We start from the raw sequence: 20,176 nt of genomic DNA on the forward strand, positions 1-20,176 counted from the left end.
TGAACACTGCTGCCTCCGCTACTGTGACCGCAGTCTCAGTAGCTGAAACTCTGAAACGAAAAGTTTGCGACGGAGCCTACCTAAATGCGAACAGCCATGGGCGCCTGTTGGCGGCACTGATGGCGCTGGCTGTGACTTCGGATTAGCACGCATGAGGTAGAATATCGCTGTGGTCGATGGTGGCAGCTGAGACGGGTGTCGTGCGCAGGCTAGGGCACCGGCTGAACTGGGCACGGTCGATATTGCTTTCGAACCCTAAGTGACCGATGAGCGTGGAGCCGTTGCCGCATCACTCGCATCAGAGGCCACAGGCGAGCCCTTTCCTCTACTCCGAAGGTCCGGACGACCGCTGCACCAACTTGACCCAAACGCCACCCTTAGGCCGAAGCGTGATGGAGGGCGCCGGCTGAACCTGTCGGTCCATCTGCCACTCCAGCCGAAACCGCTGGGCCACCGTTGCCAGGATCAATGTTGCTTCCATGAGTGCAAAGCGGTTCCCAATGCAAATGCGCGGGCCACCACCGAACGGCATGTAAGCAAAGCGTGGCAATTGCTTTGCCAGATCGCCGCGCCAGCGTTCCGGCCGGAATGCCTGTGGTTCAGCAAACCATCGTGAATCGCGGTGCATCACCCAAGGACTGACATAGATAGTGGTGCCCGCCCGTACGAGATAGCCGCCAATCTCACAATCGACTCTTGCCTCACGGCCGATGGCGTAGGCAGGTGGATACAGGCGCAGGACCTCGCTCACCACTTTGGTGGTGAAGTGCAGCCGAGGCAAGTCGTCAATGGTGGGGGAGCGCCCTTTTAGAACTGTTTGCACTTCCTCTGCAACTTGGGCGTCTACAGCCGGATACAATCCAAGCAGATACCAGGTCCAGGAGAGGGTCAGAGCGGTGGTCTCATGGCCCGCGAGGAGCATGGTAATCACCTCGTCCCGCATTTGGCGCTCACTTATCGGCTGGCCCCTCTCATCATGTGCCAGCAATAATTGGGACAGGAGATCGCCACGATCCTCAGCCTGATCTCGCCGCTCAGCGATGATTCTGGCGACCAATTGATCCAGGCGCCGTAGTCCGCGCCGGTAGCGGAGATTGCCCGGGAGCGGAATCGCATCCGGGATCCGGAATGGGCGCCGGAACCGAACTGCGATCTGCTCCATCACGTCATCAATCCCCCGGCTGACCTCAGTCACGTCTTGGCTCGCTTCTGCATCGAACAGGGTCTTGGCGGCAATCTGTAGGGTCAGCGCCATAGCCTCCTGATGCACATCCAGAACCTGGCCTGGCTGCCAATGCCGGAGCATGCGTTCGGTATACTGAACCATGGTATCGCCGTAGCGATTGATCCGCGATCCAGCAAAAGCCGGCGCTGCCAGACGCCTCTGTTGATGCCAGACCTTCCCCTCGCTGGTGAGCAGCCCCTGACCGAAGATGGCCTCGACATGGCGCCAGAAGAATCGGTGCTTGACGAAATTCTGGTGATTCTTGACCAGAACGTTTTCCACCAAGTCAGGATGATTGAGGAGCATGGCTGGCCAAGCAGCCAAGCGAAAGCTGACAATGTCACCATATTGGCGCGCGCACTGCGTGAAGAAGCCTAGAACGTCCCGTCCGAGGTCAGGCAAGCTCCCGAGGAGGGGCAAACCCCTTGGGCCGGGAGGGCTCGTGGCCGCCCAGTCGGAACCTCTTGGAGGTTGGCCCGCCGGAATGTTGGACAAGACATGCATGATCATGGCTCCTCCGCAACGTCCTGAGACCGAAAGGATGAAGGATCAACTTCCCCTGTCAACCTGAATCCCGCTGATCCAGCACATTTATCTCAGTTTCGCGGAGGTCGATGAAACTATCATCAAGTGTGCCAACATGCGCTTTGTCTTCTCAAACAAGGCAGAGACTGCTTGCGCTGACCTCACACTTTTGGGCACAGCCGTGTGAAGTGCCACTCACCACACGAATGCAGGCAGTGGCCTACATTTGAGGAATGCCGGAAGGCGACGTCAACCCTTGCTTACCACCCTCGCCTTTCGGCCCGAGCCCCAGGACGTTGGCTCCGTCCGTGGCTTCTTATGCTTGAGCTGACTGGATGATGGCAAAAGTGCTCCGGCCGGGCAAAGGTACATTCGTGTCGCGGCTCCAAACCCCAGCAGATAGTGCGGCAGACGATGTTTGATAATCGCTCACCTCCGGATCTGGCAGAGTGTTTGCTTACCCGACGGGATTGAGCTCCCAATAGGTGCTCATCTTACCGATATCCAGCCGCCCATCTGCAACAGTGTAGTTGTTCAAGCTGCTGTCCTTCGCCACATACCCAAGGACGTCTGCTTTGATGGCCTCCGCCGAATAAGCTGATCCTTCGTAGGCGGCTGCCAACGCAACGGCACCCGTCACATGCGGTGTTGCCATCGAGGTGCCATTGAAGGAGGCATAGCCGCCGCCGGGCACAGTCGACCAGACTCCACGGCCAGGTGCAGCAAGATCAACTGTAGTGTTGCCCCAGTTCGAGAATGAGGAAAGCGCGCCATTGCTGTCGATTGACGCAACAGAAATCACGGCATCATACCCAGCGCCAGCTGTGGTGTCATAGTTCGAGGGGTAACGAGCTGTCGTGTCGTTGTTGGTCCCATCGTTTCCTGCCGCTGCGACAAACAGAATGCCGTCGCTCCGCCTGGCTTGGTCCAGGTCAGGTCCTACTGCGCCCCGCTCGATCGCATCCAGAAGAGATTGTGAGTAGCCCCCGCCGCCCCACGAATTATTGGTGGCAGCAAAGTCCATAATGTCCGCATGGGTGCCGCTTACCGCGGTGAAGTAATCAACAGCCTTAAGTGCATTCGACAGTGAGCCAGAGCCACTGGAGCCTAGGAACTTCAGAGCAACCATCTGTACATTCCAGTTCACGCCGACAACACCAGATGTGCCGGCGGACTCCAAGGCACCAATGGTGCCGGCAACGTGGGTGCCATGATTATTGTCGTCATAGGGATCATTGGTATTTCGAACAAAGTTCCAGCCGATCAGATCATCGACGTATCCCTTACCGTCGTTGTCGCGACCGTCCTCCCATGGTGATCGCTTGCTCGTCGTGCTGAGAAGATCACGTCCATCAACCCGACCATTGCCATTGTAGTCGAAGCGTAGCTTTCCGCTGCTGAGAACTTCGTTGCTTCCGATGCCGCGATAGTTCAGGTCATAGAATGTGAATGCACGATCTCCGTCATAGTCCTTCAGCGTATCCTTGATCTTGGTGGGGATCTCCTTCTGGTTGATCCAGACATTCAGGTAAAGATCAGGATGGGTGTAGTCGATGCCACTGTCGATCACACCGACGGCCACCTTCGTGCTTCCGGTAAAGTTGCCCGCCCAAGCCTCTCCCGCCTGGCTGCCGTACTGGTTGATGGGTGCTGTTGCATTGCCATACATGCCCCACAGGCTGCCATTGGTGTAGTAACTGTCGTCGCTGGTGGCCTGAACCGAAAGGACGTAATTCGGTTCTACAAACTCAACACCAGGGCGCTTGCTCACTATTTCTGTGGCGCGCTCAAGGCTTAGGCCGTTGCCTATCTTGATAATGACAATCTCGCCCTTTCCTGATGCCTTCATGGCAGACGTCTGGATCTTTTCCGTGATAGTGCCACCAATGCTGGCCGCGGCTGCCGTGTGCGCGGCTGCGCTGGCTCCAGGTGTGAACTGAACAAGAAGCTCCCCCGTATAGGCAGGAGGCTGGCTGGGAGTTGCCGCGGAAGCATTGGAGATCGATAGCGTCCCACTGTCGCCTGATGAGCCGTCAAGTTTCGTCCCAAAGTTGAGAGCATTGTCCGAGAGTTGCATCTGGGTTCTCTCCCTAGTCCCGACTGTTGAACTTGTTTGTGTATGTATCACCCGTGCGGCAGGACCGCTGGAACACCAATAACGTACGCGTATTTCACTTCACCGCCCGATGGCGTAGTGCCGCAGCGGTGCTTTCGCGTGATGGCTTGTGGCCTTAAACCGGTTGAGGCGCAGCCTGCTATTCGCACCTGCAAGCACCTCCAGATCCGACGTTTCAGTGAGCAGCGGCCTAGTGCTGGTATCAAGCTCTGAAGATCAAACGGGGCTAGGCTATCTGCCCGACGGCAACGCCCCCCGGCTGCGGCAGACGTCTCTTAGCTTGGCTACCAGCCCATGATGCGCGATCCACGCCATGTATTCGGCATACACAGGATCATGCGCGAGATGTCGCTCCTCCGTCTTGGCGCGCCAGTAGTAGATGGCGTTGACCGCAAGGAGCAGAATGCTGAGCCGAGCGGCCTCAGCCAAGCTCGTCTCCGACAGGAACGGCATCGAAATGAGCCACCAGCTCAAGTTCTTCGCGAGATAGGCAGGATGCTTCGACCAGCGGTATGGCCCGTTGGTCAGAATACCGCGATGGGTCAAGTTCGAGAACCGTGCACCAAACGAGACCGTCGCCCAGCAATAGATCCCTAGGAGGATTAGAATCGTGCCTCCCCAAGCGGTTTTCACCATCGGGTAATCCGCCAGCCAGTATCCCCAGTAGAGGCCGTCCTCATAGGCCAGATAGCTGGTACTGATCAGGGGCCAGAAAGGGGTATAGCAGACCAAGCACACCACCCAGCTGTCGAGGGATTGATCGACGGAGCGGACGTGGGTCTGAAACAAGCGTAAGGTGAGGAGATACCCGGCTCCGCCCCAGATCACATCAAGCCCAAACAGCATGCGGTAGGATAGCTCATACCATCCGTATTGGCTTGCCAGAAGCTGCTCGCGAAGATCGGTCGCCAGAAGCCACTCGACATCATGATAGGCCGCATCGAACATGAAAGGCAGGAAGAAGCCTTTGACCAACCATCCCGCTACGAAGGTCCGCAGCAGGGGTACATTGACCTCCGTGAACCGTCCCAGGAGCACAAGACCTGCCATGAAACACCCATCGGCAGGGTCCCTCATGACCCGGTCCGTGCCCCAAACGTAGATCGGGGTCACCAGCAGAAGAGCTGGAAGGGCAGGCACAACAAAGGAAAAGAAGCTCTCAAACTCGTGACGAAACACAGGTAGCGCCCAATACGCGCAGACGAGTAGCGCGTAGGTGCCAACGAGACCAAGCAGCTTGATCGCAATCCGATTTCGCCTCTGCTGCTCGAAGTGACTTCGTTGGAGCCGACGGGGGATCTGAGCGCATTCCGCGCCAAGGCACGGAATGGCGACAGCGGCCACAAGGATCCACAGCGCAAGAACAGTCGAGGTTGGTGGCAACTTGATCAGCTTCAAACAGGCCGCTGTGCAAATGAGACACGCAAGCCCTGCTAGCCCGGTGGACTGCGTCACCGCAGAAGACGGGAGTCTCAGTGGCGTCGTTTCCAGCTTGCCGTGCATGGGTCCATTGACTCCAGCAGGCCCATGGTAAGACAGTTCAGCCGCTTGGTCACCTTGGCTCTCTGAGCAGGATTATTAGGGCCTTCAAGCTTAACCTTGGCAACTGCTGGGATTGTCAAAAAACTGTAATGTTAGATGCAGAAAGGCGTGCCAGGTTCTCGATCGAGGCAAACTGCATCGCGGTGCCCGAGCTATTCCCATCAGCATCGTAGTACAGAGCGCCTGTCTTGTTGTTGTAGATGATGTAATCGTTAGCGTCCTTGGCCGCCTCGCCTGTCACAAAGCTGCTCGACGCAAGCTTGCCGGATTTGAGCTTGGTGAACACCGATGTGCTGAGCCGGATTGCGTCCTCAGCTGGGTTGAAGTCTACAATCACATCAACGTTGGTGCTGCTGGGCTGAGTGTCAAAAACAAAGGCGTCCTTACCAGGGCCACCTATCAGCACGTCGCTTCCATTCCCACCCCAGATCTTGTCGTCGCCACCTTTGCCATCAATCAGGTCGTTGGCGGATGTACCTTTGAGGTCGTTAGGGCTGTCATTGCCATTGATCGTGTTGGTGGTTATTGGGCGGGTTGAGGTAGGCTCAGCCACATCAGCAACGGTGAACGTTACGCTACCCGTGCCCGAGCTGCCATCTATATCCTTAGCAGTGTAGTTGAAGCTATCTGAGCCGAAGAAGTCGGCTTTTGGCGTGTAGGTGAAGGAGCCATCGCCATTGAGCACCACACTGCCGCCTTGAGCGGTCGCGAAGGTGCCTGCCACCGCCACTTTCTCGCCGTCAGGGGCTTTGTCGTTGACGAGGACGCCGTTCGCGGCGGAGACAGCAAGTGCCGTATCCTCAGTCGCCGCATAAGCGTCGTTGGTCACTAAGACAGGGTCATCAGTTCCGGCAACCGCAAAGGTTATGGTCCCTACATCCGAGTCGCCATCAGCATCGAGCACGGTGTAGTCGAAGCTGTCTGAGCCGAAGAAATCAGCTTTAGGCGTATAGGTGAATGAACCGTCGCCATTGAGCAGCAATTTGCCGCCCTGAGCGGTCGCGAAGGTTCCAGACTGAGCAATCTTGCCACCATCAGACGCGGTGTCGTTGACAAGGACTCCCTGCGCGGCAGCGACCGTGAGGGATGTATCCTCGGACGCAGCGTAGGAATCATCTGCAGCTGTGACCGGATAGTCCGTTGGCGTCGGTCCGGAGGTGCTGACCAATTCTACCTTCAGAGTATCCACGCGAACCAGCTCGGCATCCTTCCGGGTGCCGTAGACCTCGATGGCATCGCCCTTGTTGAGAGTAACAGTGACCGAGCGGCTGGTCAGGGTACCGTAGGTGGCTCCGCTTGAGCCCAGCTGCTTATCGGCAACCCACGAGTCTACGGTGCTGCCGTTGATGCGGATCCCCATGGGTGAGGCACCGTCATTCTCATCGTAGTAGTCAAGGGTCAGTGTGTACGTGCCAGCCTCACCGACAAAGCTGCCTCTGGCTGTGGCTTCAACGTTACTGACCTTGTTCTCGACGGCCTGCCCACCTTCCGCTGAAGATAGGCTCAAGAGCGTGAAGTTTGCCAGAGCAAGAAGCTCAAGCTGGGTCGAGCCAATCCCGATCGGCGGATAGGTCGTTGCCGGAACAGGCTCAGCTGTCACCGGTGCAATGGCAGTCCCATTATGGTTGAACCGCAGATCATAGAACGAGGTCTGCCCCCAGCCTGTCCCCTGCGTCTCATTCACGCCAAGATACGCGCCTGCCTTGAGATAGAAGGCATCGCTTTGCCAGACGCTGTTGATCTTCGTGGTCGACCTGTAGAGCTGGCCGTCGGCCGAAACAGTGACCTCAAGGTTATCGCCAATGGCGTGAATCGTGTACGAGAACCGCTCATTGAGCGAAACGACTGGGTTCTGACCCGTAGCGTTGGTGAAGTAGAACTTCGTTTCGACGTTGTTGGATCCGGCCTGGCTGTTCACGAAGTACATGCGCCCGTTCTCCCAATAGAGACGGACAAGTTCCTTGGATGCGCCATGGATTTGGCCGATGACGATACGCCCCGCCACACCCTCGAACGTGATCGGGGCCCGGTCCACTTCGAGGGTTGCGGCCATATAGCCGCCAGTGCTCAGCGTCCAGGCCGCACGGGCTGTCCCGTTCATCTCGAGCAGTTCAGAGCGGGCGTAGTTGGAGCCACTGGTGGTCGCGCCCTCAACGGGGGCGGCGAACGTCATGGCACCATCAGCTGCGGTATAGAAGTAGTACGGGTGCTGATATCCAGCGAGGTCCTTGATTTCGATGGCTGTGCCGCTGAACCCGCCGGTCGAGTCGATCGGGAGACCAAGCTTCCAGCTGGTCAGATCGAAGTTGCTGCTGGGCGGGACGTTGGGATCTAAAGCCATCTCTCTATCCTCAAAGGTAACAAGATTTTTCGACGGACCGCGAATATCGTTTCGTATTTAGCCTTGCTAATATAAGCAACTGTGCATGTATCTACCGAGCTGTTGGTAGTTCAGCAGCTATATTGGGTGAGTTGCGTGAACGATCGCAACCTCTTTGCAGCGGTGTAGATATGGCTTTTTCTTGGCAGCGAGAGGCAGTTGAACCATTTGGTGATAAGCTTGGCCACGCCTAAGATTTCTTGTGAGAAAGCTGCATCCCCACTCAGAATGCCCAATCTATCTGGATGAGCGGGGTTAACCGGGCGAACGGAATGGCCTCAGCTGTCATTCGAGAAAGGTGAGAAGACCAGTAGCGTTTGCTGATAAGGCTGTGTGGACTGAACAGGCGTCGATGTCGATCCCGCGGTCTCGAGGGCGCAGTCTAGACCATGCGGCTGAGATGACTTCCTACCTCAAGCCTCATAAACAAGATCCTCAACCGATCGGACGCAATAAAGTCTTGCGGGGGCAGATATGTCAATCAACCTTGAGGGTTATACACTCACGTTCTCGGACGAGTTTGCGGGCAGTTACCTCGATGCTTCTGTTTGGGGCACACGATATGGCTCCGTCGCAAACCCATTAGTAACTCAGTTCGGTCTACGTCTCCGGCAGGCTTCGGAGGTGCAAGATGTTCAAAGGCCGTCATTTCGATCGCTCGGTGATCCTGCTGTGCGTCAGGTGGTATCTCGCTTACGGCCTGAGCCTGCGAAATCTCGAAGAGATGATGGCCGAGCGCGGCATCACTGTCGATCACGCGACCATCCATCGCTGGACTGTGCATTACGCGCTACTGCTCCTGGAGCGCTTCAACCAGCGGAAGAGAGCCGTCACGGGGAGGTGGCATATCGACGAAACCTATATCAGGGTCCGAGGACGATGGATGTACCTGTACCGCGCCATCGACAGCAACAGTGACACGGTGGAATTCTGGTTCAGTGAGCGGCGAAACCTCACAGCCGCCAAGCGCTTCCTGCGCAAGGCATTGAAGCGGCATGGCCGACCCGAGCGGGTCGTGATCGATGGCAGCCAGACCAACAAAGAAGCGATCCAGTTGTGTGATGCAGAGAGCCGTCTGCACGATTGCTCAAGCCTCCGGCTAAAGCCGATCCGCATCCGGCAGAGCCGCTACTTGAATAATCGGATTGAGCAGGATCATCGTGCGATCAAGCGCCGGGTCCGACCGATGCTCGGGTTCCAATCCGCAGCCACGGCCCGTGTGATCCTCGGCGGCATCGAACTGGTGCACATGATGCGCAAGCAGCAGGCGAAGTATGCCTGCAATCGGCAGCTATCAATCTCGGAGCAGTTTGACATGCTCGCCGCATGAGCGCGTCATGAAGACCTGCCCCTTTCTCGCCCCTGCTCCGGATTTGCGACGGAGCCCTCCATTCGAATCCTCTTCCGGCGTAATGTTGATCAGCGTGTGGTTGACCATGTCGTCGCGTATCACTTGATCGATTCGCATGTTTGCAAAACGGCGATGGAATAAAGGCAGACAAGGTGGATGAACTGCCTTCCACGAGCCTATCTGCGTCGGCCGAGGACAAGATAGGCGGCAGCGGTCCAAGAGAAGGTATCGCCACCGAGGCCCTCGCCGGTGGTTGGGTCAAAATATTCGCAGAATCCGGCATTCTCGACGGCATGGACCGTGACCTGCTCGATCCGCCGGGCGAGATCTTCCGCCTCGTTCAGGCGAAGGCCGTCCGCAATGAGCCAGTTGATGACGGCCCAGACCGGACCACGCCAATAGCGTTTCGGCTCAAAGGCAGGCGAGAAGCGCGGTGCCGAGGGAACCCCGACGACCATGCCATCGAGCCAGCGCTCGATCTCTGCCATGACGGCGTCTCGCTGCGCGTCATCCAAGGTCACCGCGACAAGCGGAATGAAGCCCGCTTGAGTCGGCGTTTCGATGTCGTTTCCCGAGATCAGATCCAGAGAGACGAAGCGGGACAGGCTCGGGCGCCAGCGGCGAGCGAGGCCGTCGAGCAGCGTGCGATGCATCTGCGCCAGCTCGGCTTTGTCCCCCTCCGCTCCCAAGACCTCCGCCAGATGGATGAGATCGGCCGTGGCCCTCGCGAGAATTGCCGTCATCTGCACGTCCGCCACCTTGAAGGGCGCATTCGTCCATTGCCGCTTCGGATCCCAGTCGCAATGCCGATAGACATCGACGAGGTGGATGAAGCGCTGATAATCCTCGTCGCGCGGACGCATGGAAGCATCCACATGGCCCGTATCCTTGCGGCGGATCACGGTCGTCGTGGTGGTTGGCACGCGAGCGAGCGCCTCGTCCCAGGCTGGCGAGTTGTCGCTGCCGCTTTCCCAGGGGTGGAGGATCGCAACGAGCCCGCGGCCCTCCGGGTCGCGGGCCTCAAGCCACCAGCGATGCGAGCGCAAAGCCGCCTGGAACAAAGCCCTGGTGCGCGCCTCTGCATCGGCCATGCCGTTTGCGATGGCGGCCTCGTGAACATGGCGCAGGGCCATGCCGAAGACGGGCGGCTGCGTGATGCCGGAGGTTGGAATCCGGTGCCGCGTGCCCCACACGTCGGGACCCGGGAAATAGGTGTCGCTGGGAGCATGGAACACGATGTGCGGGATCATCCCGTCGTCCCACTGCCCCTCGATCAGGCGCTCGAGCTCGCGATAGGCCCGATCCACGTTGAAGGTGGCGAAACCCACGGCCACGAAGGCGGAATCCCAGTTCCATTGGAACGGGTACAGACGGTCGGTGGGGACGGTGTAGCCGCCGCGATCGTTGCGCGCGAGAATAGAATGCGCAGCCTCTTCCATGCGAAGCTTGGTCATCGTGAAAATCCTTAAGCTCAAGCTCGGACGACGGCGCGTCCGGTGGTGCTGTCGATCCAGGTCACGCGGGCAGGATCGACCGTGAGGCCCACGCGCTCGCCGGGGCTCACCTTCGCAATCGGCGGCGCGACGATGCGGGCGGGCTGACCGTCGATGGAGCCCGTCAGGAGCAGGTGCGAGCCCATGGGTTCCACAACGCGGATGTCGAAGGGTATGCCGGAGCCGTTGGGCGCAAGGCTCGCATCCTCGCCGCGCAGCCCGAGTTCCATGTCCATGCCCGTCGTGGGACACGGCAGAGCGGCGTCACCGATACGCGCCGTGCCATGGCTGCACTGGACCTTGATGAAGTTCATGGGCGGCGAGCCGATGAACCCGCCGACGAAGCGGGTCGCAGGGGTCGCATAGATCTCGAGTGGCGAGCCGATCTGGTCGATCTTGCCGCCATACATCACGGCGATGCGGTCGGCGAGACCCATGGCCTCGGTCTGGTCGTGCGTGACGTAGATCGTGGTCGTTCCTGCCTCGCGCAGAACCGCCTTCAGCTCCGTGCGCATCTCGAGCCGCAGGAGGGCGTCGAGATTGGAGAGCGGCTCATCCATGAGCAGCACGGCCGGCTCGACGGCGAGCGCCCGGGCCACCGCCACGCGCTGGCGCTGGCCGCCCGAGAGTTTGGCCGGATAGCGGTCGAGATAGCTCTCGATGTGGAGGAGAGCCGCCGCGCGCTCGACCTTGCGCTTGACCTCCGCCTGTTGAGCCTTCTGCATCCGCAAACCGAAGGCGACGTTCTCGAACACGGTCATGTGTGGGAAGACGGCGTAGTTCTGGAAGACCATCGCGAGACCGCGCTTGCGGGGCGCGAGGGTGCTCACATCCTGCCCGCCGATTACAACGTGGCCGGAGGTTTGGGTCTCAAGGCCTGCGATGATGCGCAGGAGCGTGGTCTTGCCGCAGCCCGAGGGGCCAAGGAGGGCTACGAACTCGCCGTCATTCACGGTGAGGGAGACCTCCTGCAGGGCTCGGAAGGTACCGAATTCCTTGACGACACGATCGATGACGATATCAGCCATGGGGTGGTCCGTTATTTGCTGGCAATGCCCCACACCGCGAAGAGGTAGCGTCTCACGGCGAAGATGAAGAGCACGGAGGGGATGATGAGGATGAAGCCCCCGGCGAAGCGGTAATGGAGTGGGCTCTCAGAGAGGATCCGGAGCAGATACGCCGTGAGCGTCCGCTCGCGCACGGTGAGGATCGAGGCAGCGAAGACCTCGTTCCAGGAGATCACGAAGGCGAAGATAGCCGTTGCCGCAAGGCCCGGCAGCGCCAGCGGCAGGACCACTTTCATGAACGCCTGGAAGCGGGTGCAGCCGAACACCCAGGCAGCCTCTTCGTATTCGCGCGGGATGCCCATGAAGAGACTCTGCGTTACGAGTGCCGCGAAGGGCAGCGCCAGCACCGTGTGAATGAGGGAGACGCCGAAGGGCGTATCGTAGAGGCCGAAGCGGATGAAGGAGACGGTCAGCGGCAGCGCCAGGATGGCGAGCGGGAACGCGCGGGTGAGAAGCACGAGCAGTCGATAGGCATTCTGCCCCGGGAAGGTGTAGCGTGCCAGCGCATAGCCGGCCGGGGCACCGAGCAGGATGGAGAAGACCACCGTCAGCCCGGCGGCAATCAGCGAATTGACGAGGGCGTTGAACACACCCTCGATGCCAAGGAACTGCGTCATGGCCGCGAGGGACAAGTCCGCGGGCCAGATGGTTTTGGGCCAGCGGAACACGCCGAGCCGGCCGCCGAAGGCGCCGAGCGCAACGAAGTAGATGGGCACGAGGACCCAGGCCAGCAGCACCGCGAGCCCCGTCCAGAGCAGAAGGCGCCTGGCGGAGGGAAGCGTCATGCTCCGGCTCTTGCCGGTCCGTGGGAGTTCGGCAGCTTGAATCGTCATGGGAGCTGCTCCGGACGTGTTCTCAGGGCACGCAGGTAGACGGCTGTCGCGGCGAGCGAGATCGCCATGATCAGCACCGCGTATGCTGCAGCGACACCGTAGTTCTGGTTGTCGTTCTGCCAGACATAGGCCTCGCCGGCGAGAACGGGGAAGTTGCGCCCGCCCAGCGCATAGACGACGGCGAACACCTCGAAGGCGAGCACCGTGCGCAGGATCAGCGCCGATTGCAGGCTCGGCTTCAGGAGCGGCAGGGTGATTCTGGTAAAGCGCGTCCAGGGCTTGGCGCCGAAGATTTCGGCGGCCTCGGAAAACTCCTTCGGGATGAGTTGCAGACCTGCGATCAGGATCACCAGCACGATGGCCGTGGCGCGCCAGAGTTCGGCGAGGACGATGGCGAAGAACAGCGCCCAGGGCGTTTCCTGGGACAGCCAGCCGACCGGACCCTGGATGAGACCAAGCGCATAGAGGGCCGAATTCAGGTAGCCCGTGTTCTGAAGCAGCGCGAGCCAGGCAAGACCAGCCGCGAGATCCGAGATGCCGAGGGGGATGGTGAGCACCCACAACACCAGATCGCGGCCCTTGTCGAGCTTCGTCACCATGGTAGCCATGGCGAGCGCCAGCACGACCTGGAGCGGCACCACCACAAGAGTGAGCAGGAAGGTGTTGCGGACGGCAAGCGAGAAGTTCAGGTCGCTGGCCATGCGCTGGTAGTTCCCCAGCGAGAAGCCGTCGCCCGCCGAGAAGGACAGCCAGATCGTCTGGACGAGCGGCACGAGAAACAGCGCGCCGAGGAAGATGACCGAGGGCGCGATCAACGCATAGGGAATCCAGGATGTGCGCGCAGGCATGTGGCCGCTCCCGTCGCGAGGAAAGGCTCAGCGGAGCCTTTGTCCGCCAAGCCTTCAATAGTTACTGCACGGAGCAGGCGCCCTGGCTCGGCTTGTCGGGAGCCCAGCACGGTGCACCGGTGTCCTTCATGAGCGCATCGAGAGCCTTCGCCTGAGCCTCGAGCACGTCCTTGACCGGCTCGTTGCGCAGCACGATGCGCTGGAAGGTGTCCGTATAGACCTTGTTGAACTCGCCGCCCTTGGCGCCGAGGCCCACGGGCAGGAGCGAGACGAGCGCGTCCTTCGCGTTCTGCGTGGCGGCGACCGCGCCGGCGAGCAGCTTGATGCCGGGGGCGAGGTTCGGCGGCAGATCCGCCTTCACGACCGGGAAGAAGCCCACTTCGGCGGCGGTCGCAAGCTGCGTCTCGGGCTTGGTCATGTGCTCGATCAGCGCCACGGCGCCGGCGCGGTTCGGCGCATCCTTCGGAATCGCGAGACCCGCGATTACCGGCATGTAGCCGCGCCCCTTCGGGCCGGCCGGCGCCGGGAAGGCGACGAACTGATCGGGCTGCAGGGTCAGCGCCTCCTTCACGCGGGCGATGTGATCCCATGCGACCCAGACCTCACCCGCGAGCAGGGGCTCCTGCATGAAGTTGTAGTTGGTGGAATTGGGGTTCGACACCGCCCACAACTCCTTCAGGGCATTCCAGCCGGCTTCCGCGTCCGCCGACTTGAAGGTCGTCACCACGCCGCCCGTGAAGGATGGATAGAAATAGCCCTGGAAGAAGCGCGGCAGCAGGCCCGTCGGTCCGGCCGGGAAGCCGAGGCGGCGCTGGCCGGTTTTGTCGACGATGTTCTTGCCCCATTGCTGCAGCTGCGCATAAGTGAGGCTGTTCACGTCCGCGCCTGACGGCAGATACTGCAATGCCTGCTTGTTGGCGACCATAACGTAGGTGGCCTGCATCCATGGGATGTATTGCTGCTGGTTCGTTCCGAGCTTGCCGAGTTCCATCAGGTTCGCCGGAATGCCGCGATCCGTCAGCTTTGCGGCGACATCGTCGACAGGCTGGAGGTCTGCCGGAACATGGGGCTGCAGCTCGCCGTGCAGGGCGCCGACGACGCTCGCGGTGCGCTTGCCGGCCTGTGTTTCGGCCTTCATGCGGACAGCAAAGGCCGGAGGCTCGTCGACCACGTAAGTGGTCTTGCCCGACAAACCCTTCAGCAGAACCTCACGAACCTTCGTGGCTTCCTCGATTGGGCGAAGCTGCGTCGAGTAGAAGACCGTTTCCTGTGCCTGAGCGACGGTGATCCCTCCGAAAAGGGCGGCCGCGGCGGCGATGGCGCGAAGCGATACCGGATGCGTCATGTCCTTCCTCCATCGGTCCCTTCTTGATGCCGCTCGACCCGGGGCCGGAAGGTCGAGAGCATTGGGCTCAGTTCACGGGTCCGTGGGTAATCCTCGGAACCTGCCGAACCGGCAGAATCGTCTGCAGCTCACGGCTGTCGCGCCCACCCAGGCGAGCAATCAGCATCTCCGCCAGCTGCCGGCCCACATCGGGGGCGGCGATCTCCATGGTCGAGAGCGGCGGATCGGTGAACGCCGCAGCGGGCAGATTATCATGGCCGATCACGGCTATATCGCGTCCAGCCATGAGTCCCTTTTCTTTAAGGGCGCTCAAGGCGCCAATCGCCATGCTGTCGGTGGCGCATAAAAGGGCTGTCGGAGGGGTGCGCTGCTGCATGAGCCATCGGGCGGCCTCGTAACCACCCGCTTCCGTCGGCTGCGCCGTGCATTCAGGCCTGTCTGAGAGGCCGACTTCTTCGAGAGCCGCCAGCCAGCCCCTGCGGCGAAGATGGGCAAAGGTCAGATCCTGCGGAGCCGCAATATGAGCGATGCGGCGGTGTCCCAGGGATGCGAGATGCCGCGCGGCCTCACGGAAGCCTGCTTCGCCGTCTCCGTCGATGAAGGCATGCTCGTCGGAGCGGGCGGTGCGGCCATGGGTGACGAAGGGGATGCCACGCTCTTTCAGGAAGGCGACGCGCTCATCGTCCAGCCTCGTGCGCACCACGATCACCGCATCGGCCCTTCGGCCGTCCAGAAGCCGCCGGTAGGTCTCCATCTCCTCCACACGGCCGGCGGTCGGCAGCAGCATCAGATCGAGGCCCTCCTCGGCAAGCCTGTGGCCGCAGGCCGCCAGCATGTTCAGGAAGGTCGGGGGGCCGAACCGTCCCGGCTCCGTCGGCAGCGTCACGGCCACCGCCTCGGCCTTGCGCCGACGCAGGCTGCGAGCTGCAGAGTTCGGTTGGTAGTGGATAGCCTGTGCGGCCGCCCGAACACGCTCGCGGGTCGCTGGTGCCACATCGGAATAGCCGTCGAGAGCCCGCGACACTGTCGTGATCGACAAGCCTAGCGATTGCGCGAGGTGCTTCAGGCTCGACACAGGGAGCGACCTCTCCTTGAACGGAAATAGATTCCCAAAACGTTTTGAATAGTCAAGCTACCTGTCGTTTGGCATTGCCGGAGACGAATGTGCCGTGCGGTGCCTATGGAGGGCCGGAACGGCTCGGATCAGCTCCTTCGTATACTCGCTCGCAGGCGAGGCCAGGACGGTCCTGACGGGCCCTGTCTCGACAAGGCGTCCTGTGTTGAAGACCATCACGCGCTCGCAGATTGCGCTTACCACCGCAAGATCATGCGAAATGTAGATGAGGGTGAGCCCCTGCTCCGTCTTCAGCTTTTGAAGCAGATCGAGCACCTGGGCCTGGGTGGTGACATCCAGCGTCGACGTGATCTCGTCTGCGATGAGAACGCGCGAGCTCATCGCAAGAGCCCGCGCAATGCCGACCCGCTGGCATTGGCCACCCGAGAGCTGAACCGCGCGCCGGTTGGCGAAATGCTGCGGAAGCTCAACGCTGTCCAGAAGTCGGGCAACCTCGGCACCGAACTCGTGTTTCGGCACGAGCGCATGGCGGACAAGCGGCTCGGCAATCGTCTCCTCGACCGTCAAGCGAGGATTGAGGGAATCGTACGGGCTTTGAAAGACTTGGCACGACATCCCGGACCGAATTACGCACCAACGTCAATGATGAGGACACTTGATCTTCCGCCTCATACGAGTCGAGCTCAGAGGACCTCTCGAAAGCAACAAAGCGTCCGCCTGATTATCTCAGGCGTCATAATGTTCTCATGATGTTTAAAGAATAAAATCCACACTGAGCTAGTCGGATTTGACGACCCGCCGTCATCCGGTAAAAAGGCGAAGCTTTTTGACAGGCGGCAAACGGAGAATTGCTTGACTGCTCATTACCAGTCTGACCGCTTCGCCTGTAAATCTTGCGGCGGGGTCTCCATCACGTTCCCAGATATGATCCATGATTGTGCGGAACTTGTCTGTGCTGGATGTAGTGTGTCACTCGGGACGTGGGGCGACCTCAAGGAGCGCATCCGTCAGGTGGTTCTCAGCGAGATTGAGAGTGGTCAGACCTCGATCGAGCGAGCCAGCAGCGATATTTCGATCGATGCCCTGAACGAGCCTGTCGTCTGACCTGACCGTGCCAAACCGCCCGAATGTCTCGGTAGTCAGGTGTCCTCATGATGTGGGGAGGGCCGCCTCAGCAGCCGGCAATGAAAGGTGATCCTATCTCTGAGCGACCCTGCTGTGGGCATTCGGTTGTCCTGAGAAGAGACGGTGGCTGATGATGCACAAAAGCCTCAGTTTGTGCACGAAGTGAGCCGTCTACGGAATTGCGCTTGATCGGGCAGCTGGAGTTTGTGCCTATGCGGCAGTCTCTCAGCGGTTACCTGCCCGATGCTGCGCCTGTGTGTTGCCTTTGCTATTGCCGCCCTCACTGCTGGGTTCACCCTGACGTTCGTTCTTTGCTTGGACAGGGTAGCCCTGCGCGTTCGACGGGCGGCCAAGAAGACTTAGACCTTCCAGATATCCATAATATGGCCACGGTTGGCGGGCGTTATTCGGTTGTGCGCTCGTGTCCCGCAGGAGTGCGCCGCCTTGGCTGAGGATCCCTGAACCCGATCTCCTCAGCCACGACGCATTCATTTTGAGCGACCCTGAAGATCAGGTGAAGGGGTCTCACGATGCCGTGTGTCTGGCTGCCATCTTGGACCCACAAACCATCGGAACAGTTGGCTCCTGAACCCATCAAAGGAGCCCCGCATGATGAAGCTCGCTGTGATCGCGTTTGTACTTGCCCTGTCCGCAACCGGTGCATTTGCCGGGGACGACGGTCCTGAACGCCTCCGCTGGAGCCCTGAGAGCCCAAGTGCAAACAAGTCGGGGCCTGCGGCAAAGATCTGGACAGTTGACGACGAAGATGAGGATGTAGACGAACGTGGTAATCGATTCGGGTTCCGCGGAGACGATGACGACCGTGGCAGTCGGCTTGGCTTCCGTAACAACGACGACGATGAAGATGGTCGCGGCTCCCGTCTTTGGCGGGGCGGCGAGGAGGATGGCAATGAGGGCGAGGATGATTAAGTGCTGAACCTGATGCCACGTCGCTAACCGTCCGCGCGTGAAGGTCTCAGCCGGTGGAGCCAATGCGGCCAGAGCCACCGCGGTTACCGGACCAACGCCCGGAATGGTCATCAGCCGCCGCGCTGTCTCGTTCTCTTTCGCTCGTCCGGCGACCGCCTGGTCCAGGCCTGCAATCTGCTCATCCAGGTGATGGAGCGTCTCGATCAGCATCTGGAGGATCGGCCGGGCGATCTCAGGGATGGGCTCGGCTGGATCCTCAACAACCCGCACGAGCTGATGAGCATGAGCTGGGCCTTTAGCTACGATGAGCCCGAAGGCTGATTCCCATGCAACATGGTCATTCGACAAGGTCCTACCTCATCATGAACCGGGAGGTTGCTGACAGGCTCCTCGAGACCCTACGTCCAACCCGCCATCTCCTCACGCGATCCCTGGCAGAGATCCCGATCGGTGGTCCGGAACACCGTCAGATCGACCGTGTTGTAAGAGAGATCGATGGGCTTGCCGAGATCCCGATCGGCGACGGGACTCATTTTTATCAGAAGGAACACTCCGCCCCGGACAACAATGCTCCATAGTCGTTCGCCCGGTCAGCAGAGGGCGGTTTATGGCCACTGCTTGACAATTGTTTACTTCACGCTTGAGATCTTCAGACAACAACAAAGCCCTGGGTAGGGGCAGTTCAAAGTGCTCATCTGCAAGCACAGCTGAAGCCCGCTTTGGGCTATGCGACGCTTGGAGAGCAGCAGGCAAGAAAGGGATCAGGAGGTCTCATCATGTCTCGCTTAGCCAAGATCTGCTGCCACCAGGTTGTGCCTCAACTCGATCGCCGCTCCGTTCTGACCGGAATCGCTGGTCTCATCACTCTTGCCCCTCTCGCCCGAGCCTACGCACAGGACGAACTGCCTCTGGCCAACCTTGTTGGACCAGACGGGCAGGCTTCCGACCTTGCACGATCCATGACCGGCCAGACGGTCAGGGTCCGGGGTTTTCTGGCACCAAGCCTCAATGGACGTGAATTCGCCCTGTCGGAGTCCTCGCCAGGCGCCTGTCAGCTATGTGGCACGATCCATGATCCTGGCGCGAAGATTACAATCCGTTCCGCTTCCACCGAAGGCGTTCCCCCGATCTTCGAACCTGTCCTTGTCGAGGGTCAGCTCGCGGTGACTGGACCCGCCACCACAGTAGTCCTGTTGGACGCCAAGACGCGTACCCTCTGAGCCTGCGCAGATTTTCATCCGCAAGACCGGGAACGTTCGCCATGATCACCACTCGTATGCGGCACCTTTTGCCCGCTGGCTTTCTGCTTGCAGGCTCCCTTCTGGCTGGACCGACCTGGGCACAACCGGCCGATCTCATCCTTCACAATGGCAAAGTCGTCACGGTCGACAAGAACTTTACGACCACCGAGGCGCTTGCTATCCGCGGCGATCGCTTTGTTGCAGTGGGTGATAATGAAACCGTACTCAAGGAAGCCGGTCCCAATACCCAGATCATCGATCTCGACGGGCGCACTGTTGTACCAGGCTTGATTGATACGCATCTCCATATGGCCTCCGCAGCCCTGAACCGGCCCGCCGTAAAGCTGTTGGAGGCTCGCTCGGTTGACGACGTGAAGAAGCTGATCGCGGAGCGCGTTGCCCAGACGCCGCCTGGCCAGTGGGTGGTTGCCTCATCCGGTTGGCATGAGAGCCTGCTCAGCGAGGGGCGGCTTCCGACCCGGTATGAGCTCGACGAGGTCTCGCCCAACAACCCGGTGTTCATCCCCCGTGGTGGGCACGTTGTTACCGTCAACAGCAAGGCCCTTGAGTTGGCCGGGATCAAGAAAGACACCCCTGATCCAAAGGGCGGGGTGATCGTCCGAGATCCCGCCACAGGTGAGGCTATCGGCGTCCTTCTTGAGACGGCCGCGTATTTCGCTCGCCGTGTCCTCCCGCCACCTCCGGCGCCCGCCGAGCGCGCCCGCCTCCTCAGAGAGACCATGCGGGAGCTCAACAGCTACGGTCTCGTCTCTGTCGTTGAGCCTGGCATTGATGAACCTACCATCCAGATCTATGCGCAATTGCGCGACGCTGGTGCGATGACGATCCGCACGGATTTGCTCTATCGTGCGCTCACCAAGGAGCAGGTGCAGAAAGGCTTGTCACAAACCTCGCTTCGCTCCGATGACATGCTTCGGTTTGCTGGAATCAAGTATCCGCTCGACGGTGGCGTCGAAGGTGCACGTCTATACGAGCCTTACCAAATTGTACCCGGCGAACAGCCGGATCCCAACTATCGTGGGGTCCTCCTCCTTCCACCAGGAGGTGAGGATGAATACG

17 protein-coding genes are annotated in these 20,176 nt (G+C 60.0%); 4 read left to right on the forward strand and 13 right to left on the reverse strand.

The window, feature by feature from the left end; all coding sequences use genetic code 11:
- Positions 1-325: 325 nt before the first annotated feature.
- The 4 genes from JQC81_RS28340 to JQC81_RS28355 all read right to left on the reverse strand — a co-directional run bounded on the left by JQC81_RS28340 (position 326) and on the right by JQC81_RS28355 (position 7,749).
- Complete coding sequence (locus JQC81_RS28340) at positions 326-1,720, reverse strand: cytochrome P450 (protein WP_281400430.1); 1,395 nt, start codon at positions 1,718-1,720, stop codon at positions 326-328.
- 487 nt (positions 1,721-2,207) lie between these two features.
- The gene (locus JQC81_RS28345) at positions 2,208-3,827 is read right to left on the reverse strand and encodes a S8 family peptidase (RefSeq protein WP_203275135.1); all 1,620 of its coding nucleotides are present in this window, start codon (positions 3,825-3,827) and stop codon (positions 2,208-2,210) included.
- 270 nt (positions 3,828-4,097) lie between these two features.
- Entirely contained in the window at positions 4,098-4,916 is an 819-nt protein-coding gene (locus tag JQC81_RS28350) for a methyltransferase family protein (protein ID WP_203275136.1), read from the reverse strand.
- Positions 4,917-5,484: 568 nt separating this feature from the next.
- The gene (locus JQC81_RS28355; RefSeq protein ID WP_203275137.1) at positions 5,485-7,749 is read right to left on the reverse strand and encodes a polysaccharide lyase family 7 protein; all 2,265 of its coding nucleotides are present in this window, start codon (positions 7,747-7,749) and stop codon (positions 5,485-5,487) included.
- A 670-nt stretch (positions 7,750-8,419) separates the two neighbouring features.
- On the opposite strand from JQC81_RS28355, the gene JQC81_RS28360 reads away from it, so the two are divergent.
- The gene (locus tag JQC81_RS28360) at positions 8,420-9,118 is read left to right on the forward strand and encodes an IS6 family transposase (protein ID WP_203275138.1); all 699 of its coding nucleotides are present in this window, start codon (positions 8,420-8,422) and stop codon (positions 9,116-9,118) included.
- Positions 9,119-9,315: 197 nt separating this feature from the next.
- On the opposite strand, the gene JQC81_RS28365 is transcribed toward JQC81_RS28360, so the two are convergent.
- The 7 genes from JQC81_RS28365 to JQC81_RS28395 form a co-directional block, all read right to left on the reverse strand.
- Positions 9,316-10,593, reverse strand: a complete 1,278-nt coding sequence (locus JQC81_RS28365; RefSeq protein WP_203275139.1) for an MGH1-like glycoside hydrolase domain-containing protein — start codon at positions 10,591-10,593, stop codon at positions 9,316-9,318.
- Between the two features lie 17 nt (positions 10,594-10,610).
- Positions 10,611-11,660 carry an ABC transporter ATP-binding protein gene (locus tag JQC81_RS28370; RefSeq protein ID WP_203275140.1) on the reverse strand — a complete coding sequence of 350 codons (1,050 nt, stop codon included), beginning with the start codon at positions 11,658-11,660 and terminating at the stop codon, positions 10,611-10,613.
- Between the two features lie 11 nt (positions 11,661-11,671).
- Entirely contained in the window at positions 11,672-12,484 is an 813-nt protein-coding gene (locus tag JQC81_RS28375; protein WP_203275148.1) for a carbohydrate ABC transporter permease, read from the reverse strand.
- Positions 12,485-12,528: 44 nt separating this feature from the next.
- Positions 12,529-13,380, reverse strand: a complete 852-nt coding sequence (locus JQC81_RS28380) for a carbohydrate ABC transporter permease (RefSeq protein WP_203275141.1) — start codon at positions 13,378-13,380, stop codon at positions 12,529-12,531.
- A gap of 61 nt (positions 13,381-13,441) precedes the next feature.
- Positions 13,442-14,725, reverse strand: coding sequence for an extracellular solute-binding protein (locus JQC81_RS28385; RefSeq protein ID WP_203275142.1), 1,284 nt, complete (start codon positions 14,723-14,725; stop codon positions 13,442-13,444).
- Between the two features lie 67 nt (positions 14,726-14,792).
- Positions 14,793-15,800: a LacI family DNA-binding transcriptional regulator gene (locus tag JQC81_RS28390; protein ID WP_203275143.1), complete on the reverse strand. Its 1,008-nt coding sequence runs from the start codon at positions 15,798-15,800 to the stop codon at positions 14,793-14,795.
- A 57-nt stretch (positions 15,801-15,857) separates the two neighbouring features.
- Entirely contained in the window at positions 15,858-16,415 is a 558-nt protein-coding gene (locus tag JQC81_RS28395) for an ATP-binding cassette domain-containing protein (protein ID WP_281400431.1), read from the reverse strand.
- A gap of 351 nt (positions 16,416-16,766) precedes the next feature.
- On the opposite strand from JQC81_RS28395, the gene JQC81_RS28400 reads away from it, so the two are divergent.
- Entirely contained in the window at positions 16,767-16,904 is a 138-nt protein-coding gene (locus JQC81_RS28400; protein ID WP_203275145.1) for a hypothetical protein, read from the forward strand.
- A 615-nt stretch (positions 16,905-17,519) separates the two neighbouring features.
- Here JQC81_RS28400 and JQC81_RS34535 read toward each other — a convergent pair.
- Positions 17,520-18,065 carry a hypothetical protein gene (locus JQC81_RS34535; protein WP_376772472.1) on the reverse strand — a complete coding sequence of 182 codons (546 nt, stop codon included), beginning with the start codon at positions 18,063-18,065 and terminating at the stop codon, positions 17,520-17,522.
- Between the two features lie 188 nt (positions 18,066-18,253).
- The gene (locus JQC81_RS34040) at positions 18,254-18,388 is read right to left on the reverse strand and encodes a hypothetical protein (protein ID WP_281400432.1); all 135 of its coding nucleotides are present in this window, start codon (positions 18,386-18,388) and stop codon (positions 18,254-18,256) included.
- Positions 18,389-18,631: 243 nt separating this feature from the next.
- Here JQC81_RS34040 and JQC81_RS28410 point away from each other — a divergent pair, with 243 nt between their 5' ends.
- Together JQC81_RS28410 and JQC81_RS28415 are read left to right on the forward strand one after the other, a co-directional pair.
- Complete coding sequence (locus tag JQC81_RS28410; protein WP_203275146.1) at positions 18,632-19,075, forward strand: hypothetical protein; 444 nt, start codon at positions 18,632-18,634, stop codon at positions 19,073-19,075.
- A 41-nt stretch (positions 19,076-19,116) separates the two neighbouring features.
- Positions 19,117-20,176: amidohydrolase (locus JQC81_RS28415; protein ID WP_203275147.1), on the forward strand; the 1,060-nt coding region annotated here is incomplete at its 3' end.

The sequence above is a fragment of the Microvirga arabica genome (assembly GCF_016811235.1).
Taxonomy (GTDB): Bacteria; Pseudomonadota; Alphaproteobacteria; order Rhizobiales; family Beijerinckiaceae; genus Microvirga; species Microvirga arabica.

Coding starts and splice junctions, on each gene's coding strand:
- JQC81_RS28365 (WP_203275139.1), bottom strand. CDS start 10,593: ATGACCAAGCTTCGCATGGAAGAGGCTGCGCATTCTATTCTCGCGCGC.
- JQC81_RS28375 (WP_203275148.1), bottom strand. CDS start 12,484: ATGACGCTTCCCTCCGCCAGGCGCCTTCTGCTCTGGACGGGGCTCGCG.
- JQC81_RS28350 (WP_203275136.1), bottom strand. CDS start 4,916: ATGGCAGGTCTTGTGCTCCTGGGACGGTTCACGGAGGTCAATGTACCC.
- JQC81_RS28395 (WP_281400431.1), bottom strand. CDS start 16,415: ATGTCGTGCCAAGTCTTTCAAAGCCCGTACGATTCCCTCAATCCTCGC.
- JQC81_RS28355 (WP_203275137.1), bottom strand. CDS start 7,749: ATGGCTTTAGATCCCAACGTCCCGCCCAGCAGCAACTTCGATCTGACC.
- JQC81_RS28380 (WP_203275141.1), bottom strand. CDS start 13,380: ATGCCTGCGCGCACATCCTGGATTCCCTATGCGTTGATCGCGCCCTCG.
- JQC81_RS28385 (WP_203275142.1), bottom strand. CDS start 14,725: ATGACGCATCCGGTATCGCTTCGCGCCATCGCCGCCGCGGCCGCCCTT.
- JQC81_RS28370 (WP_203275140.1), bottom strand. CDS start 11,660: ATGGCTGATATCGTCATCGATCGTGTCGTCAAGGAATTCGGTACCTTC.
- JQC81_RS28345 (WP_203275135.1), bottom strand. CDS start 3,827: ATGCAACTCTCGGACAATGCTCTCAACTTTGGGACGAAACTTGACGGC.
- JQC81_RS28360 (WP_203275138.1), top strand. CDS start 8,420: ATGTTCAAAGGCCGTCATTTCGATCGCTCGGTGATCCTGCTGTGCGTC.
- JQC81_RS34535 (WP_376772472.1), bottom strand. CDS start 18,065: ATGCTGATCGAGACGCTCCATCACCTGGATGAGCAGATTGCAGGCCTG.
- JQC81_RS34040 (WP_281400432.1), bottom strand. CDS start 18,388: ATGAGTCCCGTCGCCGATCGGGATCTCGGCAAGCCCATCGATCTCTCT.
- JQC81_RS28410 (WP_203275146.1), top strand. CDS start 18,632: ATGTCTCGCTTAGCCAAGATCTGCTGCCACCAGGTTGTGCCTCAACTC.